This window comes from Photorhabdus aegyptia (assembly GCF_000612035.1).
Lineage (GTDB): Bacteria > Pseudomonadota > Gammaproteobacteria > Enterobacterales > Enterobacteriaceae > Photorhabdus > Photorhabdus akhurstii.
This window is the reverse complement of the sequence record NZ_JFGV01000024.1, coordinates 1-15,561: the sequence shown is the minus strand read 5'-3', so window position 1 is coordinate 15,561 and position 15,561 is coordinate 1. Positions and strand designations below refer to the sequence as shown.

Annotated in this window: 9 protein-coding genes and 3 pseudogenes; 5 read left to right on the top strand and 7 right to left on the bottom strand. The window is 40.8% G+C overall.

Features of this window, described 5'->3' with window-relative positions:
* Positions 1-1,080: 1,080 nt before the first annotated feature.
* From BA1DRAFT_RS09350 to BA1DRAFT_RS09335, 4 genes are read left to right on the top strand one after another with little or no spacing between them, the layout of a single operon-like run.
* Entirely contained in the window at positions 1,081-2,472 is a 1,392-nt protein-coding gene (locus BA1DRAFT_RS09350) for a hypothetical protein (RefSeq protein WP_036778229.1), read from the top strand.
* Positions 2,465-3,238 carry a chromosome partition protein MukE gene (locus BA1DRAFT_RS09345; protein ID WP_036778228.1) on the top strand — a complete coding sequence of 258 codons (774 nt, stop codon included), beginning with the start codon at positions 2,465-2,467 and terminating at the stop codon, positions 3,236-3,238. Before BA1DRAFT_RS09350 ends, BA1DRAFT_RS09345 begins: the two co-directional genes overlap by 8 nt.
* Complete coding sequence (mukB, locus tag BA1DRAFT_RS09340; protein ID WP_036778226.1) at positions 3,235-7,794, top strand: chromosome partition protein MukB; 4,560 nt, start codon at positions 3,235-3,237, stop codon at positions 7,792-7,794. The genes BA1DRAFT_RS09345 and mukB overlap by 4 nt, the downstream gene beginning before the upstream one ends.
* A complete protein-coding gene (locus BA1DRAFT_RS09335; protein WP_235201008.1) occupies positions 7,791-8,789 on the top strand; it encodes a Wadjet anti-phage system protein JetD domain-containing protein in 999 nt (332 codons plus the stop codon). The genes mukB and BA1DRAFT_RS09335 overlap by 4 nt, the downstream gene beginning before the upstream one ends.
* A 453-nt stretch (positions 8,790-9,242) precedes the next feature.
* Here the strand turns inward: BA1DRAFT_RS09335 and BA1DRAFT_RS09330 are convergent, their stop codons facing one another.
* The 4 genes and pseudogenes from BA1DRAFT_RS09330 to BA1DRAFT_RS09325 form a co-directional block, all read right to left on the bottom strand.
* Positions 9,243-10,409 (bottom strand): DUF6035 family protein, encoded by a 1,167-nt coding sequence (locus BA1DRAFT_RS09330; protein ID WP_152544298.1) that lies wholly within the window; start codon positions 10,407-10,409, stop codon positions 9,243-9,245.
* Between the two features lie 45 nt (positions 10,410-10,454).
* Positions 10,455-10,664: pseudogene (locus tag BA1DRAFT_RS22590) on the bottom strand (IS1 family transposase); the annotation flags it as partial.
* A gap of 29 nt (positions 10,665-10,693) precedes the next feature.
* Positions 10,694-10,894, bottom strand: a pseudogene (locus BA1DRAFT_RS22585) (integrase); the annotation flags it as partial.
* Positions 10,895-11,000: 106 nt separating this feature from the next.
* A complete protein-coding gene (locus BA1DRAFT_RS09325; RefSeq protein ID WP_200868780.1) occupies positions 11,001-11,198 on the bottom strand; it encodes a hypothetical protein in 198 nt (65 codons plus the stop codon).
* A gap of 193 nt (positions 11,199-11,391) precedes the next feature.
* Here BA1DRAFT_RS09325 and BA1DRAFT_RS09320 point away from each other — a divergent pair, with 193 nt between their 5' ends.
* Positions 11,392-12,582 carry a hypothetical protein gene (locus tag BA1DRAFT_RS09320; protein WP_036778223.1) on the top strand — a complete coding sequence of 397 codons (1,191 nt, stop codon included), beginning with the start codon at positions 11,392-11,394 and terminating at the stop codon, positions 12,580-12,582.
* A 215-nt stretch (positions 12,583-12,797) separates the two neighbouring features.
* Here the strand turns inward: BA1DRAFT_RS09320 and ptuB are convergent, their stop codons facing one another.
* From ptuB to BA1DRAFT_RS09305, 3 genes and pseudogenes are all read right to left on the bottom strand, one after another.
* The gene (gene ptuB, locus BA1DRAFT_RS09315; RefSeq protein ID WP_036778221.1) at positions 12,798-13,448 is read right to left on the bottom strand and encodes a retron Ec78 anti-phage system effector HNH endonuclease PtuB; all 651 of its coding nucleotides are present in this window, start codon (positions 13,446-13,448) and stop codon (positions 12,798-12,800) included.
* Positions 13,445-15,106 (bottom strand): retron Ec78 anti-phage system effector ATPase PtuA, encoded by a 1,662-nt coding sequence (gene ptuA / locus BA1DRAFT_RS09310; RefSeq protein WP_036778219.1) that lies wholly within the window; start codon positions 15,104-15,106, stop codon positions 13,445-13,447. The genes ptuB and ptuA overlap by 4 nt, the downstream gene beginning before the upstream one ends.
* Positions 15,103-15,561, bottom strand: a pseudogene (locus tag BA1DRAFT_RS09305) (hypothetical protein); the annotation flags it as partial. The pseudogene BA1DRAFT_RS09305 and the gene ptuA, both read right to left, overlap by 4 nt.

Here is a 15,561-nt window from a genome sequence, read left to right as displayed (position 1 = left end):
TTCACCGGTCTCCAACCATAGGCCAAGTGTGTCTACGAACGTAGGCAATCCAAGTATAGCCGAACTGTGAATACATCGGCTACGAGATGTACAATCTGCTTTTCTGTCAAAAGGACACACCCACTCACAAAAACTTTTCTGAATGTGCTGATACGGGGCAAACCATCTAACGCACCCGTTGCTTTATCGGGTTAAAGAATATATCCCAGAGATGTTCTGTCATACCTTCGTTCGTCAGGAGTGTCCCTCATGAAGCGGAAATGAGTGGCGTTCCCCCTACAGGGGTCGGCCTGACGACGGAGCAACATGAAATACAGTTACTCAGGGTACAGGTAAAACGTCTAGAAATGACAAAAGAAAACTAAAGCAAACTTCCGTGTTGATGAACGATATTCCAGTCAGCTTTGTGCATTAACAACACGACTTAAAGAATGATGGACTGTGGTGGAACTGTATCGTCTTCTAAAGATATCCCACTTTATTACGCCGTACTCCGGATGCAAAGCGTCTGCATCTTCGCGGTCAGACGGGAAAACACCGTTACCGGAAAGAAGCACCCACTTCCCCGAATCTGATGAAACTCTGGTTCTGTCGGAGTTGCCAAAGCGGGTTGGTATAGATATATCAATTATATCCATATTCATGGTGGCTGGTGTTGTCTCACTCCGGTAGTTGACCTTTTTTCGCGTCAGGTTATGGCTCAGTCACGCCGCTTTCACTAGATTCAGGGCTAGTCACTACTGGAACATGATGATGAAAGTAGTGTGTTTACGACTCCCGAGCAATGCCTATTATGTTGAAAACAAAAAATCCTCAAATTATTAAAATATTGGATGTCTTTATATAAATTTACATTAAACATGAATGGAACAATAACTGGTTCGTTGCTTCGGTACGATTCCTTGGAACTATGAGTGTAATAGCGAAAACTGAGAACTATCTTCATGTTTAGGCTAGAAAAAATGATTTTTATAATCTTATTTGATATAACACTATGAATATATCTAACGTACAGGGAAAAAAGATCAATGCGTTTTATCCCTGAGACTGATGTTTAGTACTAACTTGAGGTGCTTTTTCATGGACAAAGTCACCAACTCATTGCCGCCCACTTCCAGCCCGTTAAGCCGGATATTGTTCCAAATCAGCAGTCGACAGCCTACTCTACATTTGACAACGAATGAGTTTAGCTATTTGGCTGCTATGACAACGTGGGATCTGGTGACAGATGAGCAAGATAGTGAATATCATTTTATACAGTCTGGTTTTGATGAGACGACATGCCATAGCATTATTCGTTATGTTGACGAACGTATAAATGAAGATCTTGCGACGACTGATGTACGAGTTAATAATTTCTTGAAACGTGCCCTTGAGCAGGGTTTACTTTCCCTTGCTGGAACATCTGTTGCCGATGTAGGGGGGACATACAGATTAACACAACTTGCACACGACTTGCTTAAGCCCTTTCATCAACCAGACGAGTCAGCAGATACAGAAACATTAAGTCAACGCTACCTACGCATAGACCATGAACTGTCTAACTTAAATGCTCTCAGTGATACGGAAAATATCACTACTGAAGAATGGTTGGAGAAGGTACAGTGCTTTTTACCTAGTCTAAAAGATCTACTTGAAGGTGTTTTCAGAAATCAAGAGCTATTGATTTCCAGGTTCCATTCCATGCGTTCAGCTCTGCAAAATGGTATGGATACCTCTCTGGAAACAGAAATGCAGCAGTTATTGGAAGCCGTACAGACGTTAGCTGAACAAATTAATGATTTAAGAATGTTAGTTATGAATCGGGCTGATGCGGTCTTGATGCAGCTAGAACTTTTACAAAGTTCAGTAGTACAGAAAGCAGGTTCTCGTCCATTACAAAACGCACTTTCTGCTTTGTTTGATTCACTAATGGAGGTTCGGGAATTTGCTAATCATTCGTTGAAAGATTTAACCTGGTTCTTTGACACAGTTCTGGATCGTGTGCGTATACGTATCGCATTAGATCCTAATGCTAATTTGGGCTATTTAATCGATCGAACGATCAGGTTATTTGATGGATCTTCATGGTCGCTGGCATTGCCTTCTTCCATAAGGCTGATGCAATTACGCGAATGGGATGCTCCTCCCCCTCCATCAGATAATACATTATTTCTGGATGATGAGGATGAAGAACAAATTCGAGAAACACCTACTTTCCAGCTAGAAATATTGGCCAAAGATATTGTTAGTAAGATGCTGAACAAGAATAAACCAGTAAGTAACGTTCTCGTTGTCAGGAATGTGTTGAATAATTCATCATTGAATAAGACCGATCGCCATCGTTTAATGCACTGCACGATTAAAGAGTTGATGAGACAGGGAATCAATTACCAAGAACAGAATCTTCCTGAATGGGTTTCTATAGATGAGTCAGATCTCTTTGAAATAGAAGAACAATGGGTTATTTCACAGGATCGATTCTATGAATGAAAATGAAATTTTAAATAGCAAACTGTTTAAGACATTTCTTGATGTTTTACAATCGCCAGTATTTCCACTCGTGGATTATAAATTACGTAAGGGTATAAATGTCCTGCCTGTTGATTATACTTTACATTCATTTATTTCTCAGGCTTTTGTCCCTCTGAGAGAATATTATTCATGCCTGTATTTATCTTTATGCCTCTCAAATGAGTCAGTTTATTATTTACTTCCTCAGCGTCGTGGACAAATTTCGGTAGAGCGTTTTAATGAATTGCAGATGGTAACTGGTTTGACAATTGTTGCAATGGACCTGGAAAAGCAAATTGGCCAGGACAATTGGTTCATGATCAGCCAATTGCTTGAGCGTATGAGCCATCAATTATCGGAAAGTAGACTTATGGAGTTATTCCGTCGTCGTCCGGGACAACAAACGCAATATGATTTAACTAAGATTCAGGATGAAATCAGGAAAGCGTTGGTGATATTTGATCGCTATGCATTTATCCAGCTCGCCAAAGATAAACTATCATTTCAGGTGACACCTGCTATCTATCGCTTTATTGAACCACTTAGAGGTTTACAGCAAGAGTCTGAAATCCCTCAACGCTTGGCAGAACTGATTCAGGAGGGGTATCTGGTTAATATTGATGACTCTTCACAAGATGAGTCAGAGGGGGAGTCTATTATAAATAATATCTTTTCTGCGGTTGCTGAAATCGATACCACGGGAGACTTGTTCACTCATGAGATAAATGAAAAAGGGGTGTCATGAGTCATTATCCATTAATACGTAGCCTTAGTATTGTCAATATCAATGGCATCATGGCGCGAACATTAAGTCTGGTAAATCCTCACTCATTGCGCCCATCTCGCCAGTATGGTGGTACCGTTTCGCTGTTAGGTAATAATGGTGCAGGAAAAACATCTCTACTTGGCGCATTTATGTTTAGCCAGATACCTGATATTCGTTATATTAGTTTAGGAACTAGAGATGATTTTAAAGTTTCTCAGTCAATAAAAGACAGTGAAATGTTCCCTCGTTTAGGGCAACCCTGTCTGGTTGCTCTGGAAGTTGAAGCGCGCGGTACAGGTCATCGGCATTTGTATATCGTACGCGCTGAAAAAACGACTGGAACGACATTAAGCACCCAGCTCTATTGCCTGAAACTTCCCGATAATATTAAGCCACTGGATTGTTTACTTGATCGTGATGGACTTCGTGGTCAACCTGTAACGCCTGATAGTTTACGCGATAAAGCTGCGATGCTGGGTTGTGATATACGAGCATTTAAAGACTCAAACGCCTATATGCTGGCGTTATTTCAGGACGGTATTTTGCCACGTTCCTGTCAAACACCGGATGATAAATACAAACTGGCTCAGATCCTTCATTCTGCTATGGCCGGACGGCTGGATAAATCGATTGAAAGACATTTAAGCGCTTATTTAATGGCCCATACTCGTGGAAATGTCTCCTCTGTCGTAAATATGGTCCATGAATCAATGATGAAGGTCAGACATACGCAAAGGGATTTAGAAAATTATAAAAAAGATTATCAATTTTTTAATTCATTGTTAGAACTTAGCCTTCAGTTTTCGGCCAACGCATGGGTTATAATCGAATTGCAATTGGCTATGGTGGATGAAGAACGCGTTGCGGTTTACAAAAATAAAAATTGTATTGAGAGCGAAATTGATAAAATTAAGGAGAGACTAAAATCTCTTAAACAAAAACTACGTAAAATCAAGGATGAACAAGCAGAAACCCAGCAACAGATTGAGAACATCAAGCCACAGCGTTTATCTGCCCAAGAGGGCAAGATTCATTATGATAATAAACAAAAGGCGATTAAAGACCTTAGTACACTTGAACCACTGCTTGCTATTGCTAAGGAAGCTTATATTCAGCAACAGGATAAAGTTAAGGAACTTGAAAGAAAAAGGAACGATAATGAAAATAGCCAACGCATTATCACGCAACAGCTGGCGCATGCCGGGACACGTTATTTACACTCCCAGAAAATGGCGGCGCAGTATGAACATGCCAGTCAACTCTATCAGGATATCAGTCATTGGCACCCTGACTTAGATCTTTCCAAACTGGATGCTTTAATTGAACAATTAAAGCAGCAGGAGCTGGAATATGGTGAAGCACTCAGCCGCTCCAAACATCAGCTACAGCATCATGAAAACATTGTCACTGCTTATATAACTGCCTCGGAAAAGGCACAAAAAATTGGAGAAAATATTTCCCCACTGGATGCACGTTCCTGGTTTATAGAAAAACAAGCCATGCTGAAAGTCTGGAATACAGAAGCCGGTAAACTGGACTTTTTGCAACAGAATAAACAACGTTTGCAACGCGATCGGCAAAAGCAGCGACACCTGCAACAATATCTGAATGACGCAGGCATCTTCCCATTACCAGAAAACCTCGATAATTTCGAACAGTTGCTGACTGTACAACAAGAGAATGAATATAATTTTAATGAACAGAAGGAGCAATTAGAGCAACGTCGGTGTGAAGTACAAGCACAAATTAATAATCTCGACATTGTTATTGAACGTTATGTGCAACAAAGTCAGCAGTGGCATCGCCTACAACCTTCAGTGGATTACTTACGTAATATACTTCCTGATACGGATTTCACAACGCAATATTGCAATAAACTTACCTTGGAGTATTCTTCACAAATTAACCTAATTCGCCAGACCATTATTACCCATGAAGCGAAAATAACGCAGAACCGGGAGCAGCGTAATAAACTAAGTGAAATAGAGACAGGAAGCCTTGATTATTTACGCACTCTCGCTGCCGAGGTGTCAGGAATTCCGGTAGTTGAACTTTATGCGGATGTTAGCGTACAAGATGCTGAATACTTTGAGGCGGCTCTTGGACCTTTAATGCACGCTATTCTAATCAATGGCGCCATTGATGACGCAGTCAGGTTATTACTTTCACGCTATGGTGAACAATGGCCTCTCCCCGATGTCTTATTAATTAGTATTACACAACCTATTGAGTCTTTACGGACCGGGCAGTTCGAATCGAGCTTGTTGTTTAAAGACATTACTGATGAATATATAACAATAGAAGACAACGCTGCGCCTTGGTGTGTTATTGATGAGCAACCGCATCGACGTATTAGCCAGCTGCGTGCCAATCCGGTTCTAGGCGAAAAAGCGCGCGAGGCGCTTATTGTCCAGTTAGGTCAACAAATTCAGCAGGTGGAAGCACATATTGAAGAGCTAGAGATTGAAGTCAATAAATTGGAAAGGAATAATCAGCACCTTCGACTTGTTATCGAAGCGCCTGCGTTCATCTGGGGAGAGGAGCCCCCATTAGAAGATACTCGCTTGCAACGTATTACCTGCCAGAATGCGTTAAATGAACTTGACCATGAATATCAACGTATAAGCAGGCAATGGGAAAAAAGTCAGATTATTTTACATGCGCTTCAATATTGTGAGTCGGATAGTGAAATATTATTTCAAAATTTCACTCATGAATTGAACAAAATTAACTATCAGATAGAGCAATCTGAACAAGCCAAGCGCTCTGTGCAACGGCATCAGCCGTTGCTTCAGCAGATAGAGAAAAATTTACCATTACTGCGGGAAAATTATCCTGAAGATATAGCCAAATTACAGTTGCAAGTTGAGTGTAATGAAAAGGAGCATCATAACTGTTTTATACGCGGCAGACAGGTGAAAAATTTAGACCAGGTACGCGCTCATTTAAACCCTGAATATGCCAGTGCAAAGGAGTTATTGGAGAATGAAGAAAAGGAACAGACAATTTTATTAACCCATCAGAAGCGACTGGAACAGGAAAGAGAGGTAATTAAGAGTGAGTTTGAGTCTGCTAATAATTTACTAGGAGAGAAACAAAAACATTTTTCTGAGATTTCATCCAATATTTACCATTATCAGCGGAATCGCGATGACGCCAATAACAAGCTGGATACGCTGAAATATACTTATTTTCCCGGGTTGGAAACTCAGCTTGCCAACCAACTGACCCATTTTGAACAGCAAGCCAAAGCGCAGGGGCAAGCCGCAGATGAATGCAATGACAAAATTAATGATGCTCATCGTCAGCGTTCAGAGGCAGACGTTCAATGGAAAGCGTTAAATGAACAACTTAACAAGCTAATAAGCCGTTGTAAAAAGTTGAGCGAACAACGCAACCGTATTATTCATGCTGTGAAGATCGATGGCTCATATGGTGAACTGGAGCCAACTATGCAGGAGCAGTTGCTACTTCGGAAAGCGCAATATTCGGGGCAACATTCAATTATTGAACAATCTGTTCTGGCAAGCCTGACGCAGCTCACGGTTGAATACCCCGTTTCTCAGGCTGAACCTTTTATGCTGCATTTAACATCTTGTCATCAGGAAACGGCTGATATTGCTGTATCTTGCACGACGTTATATCACCAGGCCGTGACATTTTTCCGCCGCCGAGCCCGTCAGGATATTCAGCGTGCGACCCAACCCCGGGAAATGCTGCAAGAACTGTCAAGAGCGGCGGAGAAAGCCCAGGCGATGCTAGCAGATACAGAAGCCTCGTTCCAGATGCGTCGGGAAGAGCTTGCAGATGCATTACTCAGGAGGATCAACGATGAAAAACGGGCGATCAATAAATTAAGCGCTGAGCTCACGGGGATTGGCTTTGGGCAGGTAAGCTGCGTACGTTTAGAGGTAAGAGCGGTTAAACATTTTCAGGAAACCCTAAGCGCATTGAAATCTGGCAGCTACGGGATGGACGATCTATTCTCCTCAGCAGGATCTGTTACAGATGCGCTGGCGGGACTATATAGAAAAATCACCCAACATGAAATTGATGGTGAGCGTTTGCTGGATCACCGCAATTATCTGGATGTGAAAACACTGATCCGCCGCCACGGCGCAGAGCAGTTTGAAATGCTGGACGGCTCCAATCTTTCAACAGGGGAACGAATAGGCTCAGGACTGGCCGTATTGATTGCTGTGTTGAAACACTGGGGACGTAGTTCACATGGAGGAAAAGAACCCTTCGCTATACCTCTGGTCATGGACGAAGTTTCCCGCCTTGATGCCGCATCACAGGCAACTGTTCATGAACTGGCTGTCAGAACCGGATGCCAGATGTTAGTAGCTGCACCAGAATCGCTAGGACAAATAACAGGTATAGGATATCAACTGGTGCGTACAATAATTAGTGACAATACAAAGGGGGATGGCCGGAGCGTTCCACGTCATCAGGTAAAAATTACCGGGATCCGCGATGCCCAACAATTGCCTTTCAATGTTGATGACTATCTGGCGACGGAAGAACAATCATGAGAATAGTGAATAATAGAAGAAAAACGGTGCCTGATGGGCTATTTCAGTCAGGACTTCCTGCACGCCAGCTTGGATATATTCTTCAACGACTAAAAAAGCAGCGAGTGATGCCTGAACGTAATAAAGAAACCTTACTAAGAAATTACCTTAGTGAACTTGGAGTTATTCTTCCATCAGGTAATCATCAGTGGCAGTTGGTTGATGCTTCACGACTTGAATTATTGCTCAACATTGTACAACAACAGCTACAGCAACAGGTGACAGGGAGTAAAAATCCTGCCATCTTGCGGCGTTTGGAACATGTTCACCATAAATCAGCATCGGCATGGCGTGGAAATAGTAAATCAGGTCAGGAGCAACCGTTATCAAAGGGACAGATAATAACCCATGATGAAGTATTGCGTATCCGTAGCCAAGGAACAGGTATGGAGCTGATATTTATCCAGAACGGTCGAGAGAATTACCTGTATCCTGATGAAGATAGCATACTGAGATCGGAATGCTGCCTACCAGAACGCTTATTGCTTAATGTAAAATCGGTGAATTTATCTTCCGTGCGATTAATTATGACAGTAGAGAATTTAGGTGCCTATGTTGATATGCCACTCGTTGATGGCCTGATTCTGGTTTTTTCCCCCGGTCAGAATTTTTCACAAGCCTGTAAGTGGATTAGGCGATTTGGCCAGAATATTACATGGATTCACTTCCCGGATCTTGACCCTAATGGATTGAAAATAGCCCAACAAATTGCACAAGCTTTATCTCGTCCCTGCCACATTTGGTTGCCGCAGTTCTGGCCTACTGCACATCAGGTCAATGACCTTGTTGGAGCAAGTAAACTGGAGTGGATTCAGGCACCTGATTGCCCTCAGTTAGCTGCATTAGTTCAGGAGCAACGCTGGATTGAACAGGAAACGCTGGTACTGGATTATCGTTTTTGTGCTGCGATACAACGGCTGGTTGAATATCCTGAGCTTGAAACTACAAAGTTATAATTTGCTCAATGATTGCCTGACTGCTCCTGCAACCACTAATGAACGTGTTCAACATCAAAGGCGCGTAAACCGTAATCTTGCGTAAGCAACCTATCTGACAAATATTGGTAATCCTCCCTAAAAGCCGGAGTGTTCAGCTCGATTCACTATCACTGCTCAAGGGTGTTTTGGACGAGTAGCCGTTATGAGTATTAGTATCGGTTTCGCGGCGTTTTTTTCATATCTGAGATGGTCGGCCAGTTCCACATTGGGGCGGCTTACGCGGCAAGCTTAGTCAGCATATGGGAAAACTAGTTGAGGTCGGTTTCAGTTTTGAGGCCCGTAGCCAATTCAGCAAGTACCTTAAGTTTTTTCGTCCATAATTTTACTGTCTCCATCGTTGGAGTAAACATATCGAAAACAGGCAATTACACATTTCAAATTACAAGTCCAAAAAATGTAATTTTGTACATATCAATCAATCGGTTGGAAACATTTATTACAAAGCAGAAAACTTCCAACTTTCTTTTGCTTGCTTATATTCCCGCATCGGATGCACCGGATCGCATCACCAAATGATTTGCTTTTCACATGAGTAGACGTAGCCCCAATAGTTCTGTGTCTCTTATCGCGGTAACCAGATGAACTACTAGCAGAATGTTTATAGCGCTTTTCAAAATGTCCTTGTTCTTCTTGCTTTCTTATTACTCTCTCTGCTGCTTCTCTTTGTTCTCGTTCCGTTTTGGTTCGCTCCAACCTTTGCTTCTCATTGACTATTTCTTCTAAAACCTGTTGTTTCAAATCAGTGGTGTCTGCACAGTAGACTTTCTTGTTCACTTTATCGAATAATATATCGTTAAAATCTACAAGCACAGAAGTCCATTTATAGTCTACTGTTAGGTTTTCAGTCATGTATGGTTTGCGGTAATGGCACTTCAAAATAAGTTTTTCAGCTTGTTCAGATTCACTTTGTGCTTCACGATCAAAAACGAATATGTTTGCATGATTAGCATAAGCGATATCAAGAGTGGTGAATTTTTCACAATCAAAGCTCAAGAACACCCACACAATGTAAGTATCGTTTTCTTGATAAAATTTTTCTCGGTTTATTATTACGTCAAGGAATGTGGTTGATACTTGCAGTTCAAAGACAATTTCGTAATTACCATCACTGAAAACTGCGCTGATATCAGGTCTACGCCAGCGTTTTGCTATACCTACGTTATTCTTTTCTCGAAAGGTTGGTTGAACCTGAACCTTATCAGAGAAAAGTTTATCTAATGTGAGAAGTTCCGCGATTTTCAGTTTATTATCTCTGTGTGCCCTACCTTCCTTTTGACCGTTATACTTCATGGCAAGAATTTCTTCCGGCGTCAAATACGTTGTGGTCTTTATAGGGCAATCTTCAGAGTTTTTTGTATGAGCAAAAAACTTGGTTCTGTGGGTGTTACCTCTCAGAACGACTGGCTGGAAACAAACACTGCACAAAGCGATAGGATTAGTTTTACGAGCTTCTTCTAACTTCCTGCGATAAGTAAAAAATCGTTCATCATCGCAATTGTCCAGAAATTCATTTGCGTCAATATTTCTATCTTCCTCGGTTAGAAAAACCGATGCCATGTTTCGGGTAACTAAACTCAAAATACCTCCAATACATGTTTAAGTAAATGGAATGGTAACTCAGATTTACTGATAGTGATGGATATTCAAATGCCAGCCCATGGTCTTGTCATACATCTCCTTTGATTTCGAAAAGCAGAGAGTTTTCCGTGCTAGCCGTTTAATGTGGGTGCACAAATTCAGGTTATGTTTCTCAATACGTTGCGTGTATTTCTTGCTAATAACATGACTACTTGCTTTCAGCTGCATTCTGTATACCGGCCAAGCATCGGTCAAAATGAGTTAAGGCTAGCTATAACATAAGAGATAGTCCACATCGATGTTTCAAAGTCAATTTCTGACCAATGGGCAAAGCGCAGTTCTCTGGAGCGAATGAAAATCAGTAACGTAAATTCTACCGCTAGCCAAGTTAATGGTCTGCCGTTATAACCATCAATTCAATAAAGCAGTTCTGAAATACGCTTCAACTCCAATGCAGAGCAATGTTGTCTGTTGCTGGAAGCAACATGGATGATGCCACGCTCAAATACCTCCATTTTGCTTTGATGTAACTGTTCAAAGGTACTGAGAAGCACCGTAACGTGGCGTCATCTTGAACTAACGACCACCTTATCAATCAACAAATCCGTGATAGCTACCGACTGCTACAACCGCATCTACAAATCTCTTTGCTGTTGTTCGATCCATGATCACAGTCTTACCATCTACTATCAGATAGATGCTGTCCTCGGTGTAATAAGAAGACCGACCAATTTCAATCTCCATCGAAGTTTTGTCACCTTGATCACGAATAGTCTCGTCGAAGTACATTGTTGTTGCCATTGCTAATCTCCATTATGCATGCAGGTATGTAGGTAATAAACTTTCTTCGGTGTTACTCGTGCCGTAGGAAAATTGAGAGTCTAATCATATTTTACACATCTATTTCTCTCAACTATAACCATGTGGTAGCTGAGTGACCACCATAAAACTTACTATTTATTTAACTAGAAGGATATGCAAGATGGACAACAACGACATAGGTAATGAAGTAATAGATTTAGTCAAACGAGTTATTAGACCTACAGCCATCATGGAGTTCATGGGGTTCATGGGGTTCATTGCGTTGTTTGTTATTTGGTTTTATCTTAACCGGTTAGGCCGATTAGATATATTTATTAGCTCCGTAACATTTAAAGATCTTTTCATCGTCATTGCATCAACTTTTTTATTCAGCATAGTACTTACTTTGATTTTTATGTTTATACCATCAATTTTACTCATCTCTATTATTAAGAAAGAAAGTAATCAATTTCATAACTATAAAAAAATAAGAGGAAATTTCGTTACAATTGCATTTATCATATCTTTACTTGCGGTTGGTATTTTCCTTTTCTCAGCATGGCTGGCCGATAAATTTGAATACATAGAAACAACTATTATTATAATTTCAGTATTCTTTGTTTTGAGTTCCAGCATGCTAGTTTCTTATTTAATTAATAGAAACCTAATTTCAGACGTACTGCAATATAAAAACAAACGCACAAGAATTAAACTTTCATGTTTATTTCACATTATTATACCTGCTTCCATTTTTCTTATGACCCTCTTCTACTCATATCCATTATCTCTTATTATAAATAAAATACCTAATAAAGGAGAAGTAAGCGATAATGTGCTGATGTTATACGTTGTAGCAACATCTCTAATCACTGTTATTTTTTCTCTTATACCTGGTTCCGTTTATCTAAGTCGCGATAAATCCGAAGGAATTGTAAAAAATGTATACATAACAGGATATGCAGTTATTTTTTCTTTATTTTCATTGTCATGGATAATAACCTCCATTCCCGTTTTCATTGTAAATGCAACCATGAAAATTTCTGGCATTAGTGATTATAACGAACATTCATACCTCATTAATGAAGACGACTATCCATTAGAAGTTTTTAATAATAAACAATGGAACATAAGGGCCCTAAAAAATGGTTTCTTCCTGATTGATGGAGTAACTTTGTACGCATTCGGTGATATAAAATTAGTATGCCCAGCTGATGTATTGGAAGCTTATAAAAATAGTCTGCGATTCATCCCTGCTGATAGAAGTTATGATGAGAAACTAAATTCAGAGTTGAGAAAAAAAGCAAAAATTTGTCATCCGTTCCTAAAAGAAGAGTTGAAAGAATTTAATATCATACCGTCTAAAATATCTTAATGTAATTATTTGCGAGGATTTTAAATCCTCGCCATTGACAAAAAATACAATTTAAATCAGCTCGTCAAGCGAGAGCGTTTCTAGTGGGAAAGTTTGGGGAGGCGATGTTCTTAACATGGCGGCAAGCTCTGTTTGGTGAACGGAACTTAATTAAAACAAAGTGCCGGATAAAAAATCAGCACTTTGTCAATAATCTGTAACGGGTATACCCATTTTCATACATATTTTTTGTTGTATTGCCAAGCATGTTTCAAAGCAGTACTGAACTCTTCTCCTTCGATATTCTCTAATTCCATATCGAGCATTTTGGTCCAATCATCCTCGCTGAGTTCATCATATGCTTCATAAAGCGCCTCAACTTCTAATATGACATTTTTCAATGCTGTCTTTCTGCTACCGACCAATCTTGAGTCACCGTTCAAATTAAAAACACGAATGGTTTCTTCAGCCTTTTTCAGTTCTGAACCGGTGAGTCCGTCAGCGGGAACGACCCTGCCTGAGGTCAGGAATCGCAAAAAGTGGTCAGGGTTATCTTCATCAGGTTTGATAAGATCATTCGCATTATACGACCCTGCACCATTATCTTTGTATATCCCACACCGTTTCCAACCACCTGACTTTGAGCTGTCGCCACAGGAACCAAACAGGTTATGCCAATCAAAAGCCTGGGCTGGAAACTTATCCCGAGGTCTGAAATGTTCGATATGCTTACGAATCAACCGACACTCACAGTATGCACAAAATCCACCTTGCATTTCCTCCAATCGAGGCCAAATCGCCCCTTGATCTACATCCATCCAAGCATCTTGGCCCGCAATGTAATGTTGCAAAATTTCCGGCCTTTCCGGACGAGTTAATTCTTTCATCCTTGTTTGCCCTTCTCCGATTTTATCTTATTGATTCTATTCTTCATTTTGTGAATACGGATGAGACTGTCAGCTTTCTTTAATTCCGGGCTGCTTGGACCAAAATGCCCTTTGATTTTTTCGTATAGATCATGAGATTGCTCACTGAGCTCCTCACCCTTGCCAACCAGTGATCTTTCGAAGTCACTCACCCAATGAGACTCTCTAATATTTGGCGGCGTTGAAAAGACTTTCATCACTTGTTCAAGAATTTCAGCATTTTCACTGCCTTTAGTTTGCATCAGCGGGGGCTGTAAGAATTGCACACTACTATCATCATTATTCTCTGCAAATTCACGAATGCATCGCTTTTCAGTAGTCGAGAGCACGATAGGACTATGCGTGGTAATGATAAATTGGATGTTCGGGAACACGTTACGCAAGTTTGTTATTACATCTTGCTGCCACTTTGGATGAAGATGGAGTTCAATTTTATCAATTAATACAATGCCCCGTCCTTCAAGCGGATTTCTCAAAAGAGGGTTGAGCATCACCATGCGCCGCGCAAGGTCAGCAACTAACCCTAAAAACACACGTTGCCCGTCTGAAAGTTGCTCAATTGTCACATCCAGGCTGTCATTAGTGACCTTTATAACATCAACGCCGGTTGCCGTTTCAACCCAAATCCGACTGATACTGGGAACTACAGTGGTAATCGCTTGCTCGACAATTTTCCTTTGAGCTGATTCTGGCAGCATCTGATTTTCTATGGATGCATTATGCTTTGATATCGTCGCGACAAGTTTATCCTTCATATCCTCAAGCAGCGGTTTTACCGAAACCATCCCATTATCAACGGACTTCTGTAGATCACGCACTTGTTGTTCCAGCATTTCAATAGACGATGAAACCTCTGAAACCGTTCTTTTATGCAGATAGACAAACCATTCGATAAAATGGTCGAAACGGCCTGCGCCTGTGAGAGCATGATTATACGCATCAAACCGCTCTTCCCTTCTTTCCCCACTGTCTTTTTGAGATTTATTAAAGGGGTGCGACCTCTCTACAGAGTAAAACGCGAATGCAGGTAAATTTATCGTCTTATTCTCATTAATCACACGCCATACATCAGATAGCTCTTTAGCAGTCTTGATAATGCTATCCCTTCGCTCCGCAGTGCCAGAGGCTGATCTGGATAGCCTAAGTGATAAACTTTTAAGGCCCCTTCCAAAGTAAAAATTACTACTGACATCGGCATATTTATTCTCAGAATCATTCTTGATATCAGTCAGTTCACTCAACCTCTGGCCACTGCCATCTTCTTTGAGAATATTTGCACTAAACCAACTTAACGTTTTGGCAATAGCAGAAAGAATGCTGGTTTTTCCCTTGCCATTGTTTCCTATGATAATCGTGAGGTCTTCTTCGAAGTTCACTTCCAGATGTGAAAATCGACGAAAATCTCTTAATGACAAGCTGCGAAGATATAATGCGTTATCAGGATGAAATCTATCTGATTCATCGGTGTAACCATTTTGAAGATACTTCCAGCAAAGCTCAAACCATTCGTCTGTATTTTTATTATCCTCGGGGAGATCGCTGCTTACGTTGCGCTGATAAATTTCGAATGCTGACAGTAAACTCCCACCTTTTGCTTTTCGTTCTAGTTGTTTGGTCATCTCTGTCTCCTAATACGTTCAATTAATTCATTAGAATACTTTTCGTTCATTCGGGTAATGAACTCAGGCTCAATATGACTCGCAAATGCCAATAATCCGATCAGGTAAGCCTTATCTTCGTCATCTAGTAATCCATACTTATACTGATTAATCAGGTGCTTAATAAATCTTTTCCTCTCACGTCCTAAAGAGAGTTTCCCTTCGTTGTTGAGCGTGATACCCGTCACATGACGGTTATGAGCCTTTGAAGAAAAAACTGTTTTACCGTGGTTCATCCTCAACGCATTTTTAAATAATTTATTTAACAACGCTTCAATAATTGCCGGAACCGTTTTCAATAAATCTTGTGTGTTGCATGAAAATGTCAGTCGAGTCGCCCCGGGGAACCTCCCCCCAAGGCGCTCACGGAACCGGACGTGAACGTCTCCGCTCATCCGGCTCTTCCCATTGAAGCC

Bases quoted from the DNA above. Each gene is read 5' to 3' on its own strand.
- BA1DRAFT_RS09350 (WP_036778229.1), top strand. From the start codon at position 1,081: ATGGACAAAGTCACCAACTCATTGCCGCCCACTTCCAGCCCGTTAAGC.
- BA1DRAFT_RS09345 (WP_036778228.1), top strand. From the start codon at position 2,465: ATGAATGAAAATGAAATTTTAAATAGCAAACTGTTTAAGACATTTCTT.
- mukB (WP_036778226.1), top strand. From the start codon at position 3,235: ATGAGTCATTATCCATTAATACGTAGCCTTAGTATTGTCAATATCAAT.
- BA1DRAFT_RS09335 (WP_235201008.1), top strand. From the start codon at position 7,791: ATGAGAATAGTGAATAATAGAAGAAAAACGGTGCCTGATGGGCTATTT.
- BA1DRAFT_RS09325 (WP_200868780.1), bottom strand. From the start codon at position 11,198: ATGTACTTCGACGAGACTATTCGTGATCAAGGTGACAAAACTTCGATG.
- BA1DRAFT_RS09320 (WP_036778223.1), top strand. From the start codon at position 11,392: ATGGACAACAACGACATAGGTAATGAAGTAATAGATTTAGTCAAACGA.
- ptuB (WP_036778221.1), bottom strand. From the start codon at position 13,448: ATGAAAGAATTAACTCGTCCGGAAAGGCCGGAAATTTTGCAACATTAC.
- ptuA (WP_036778219.1), bottom strand. From the start codon at position 15,106: ATGACCAAACAACTAGAACGAAAAGCAAAAGGTGGGAGTTTACTGTCA.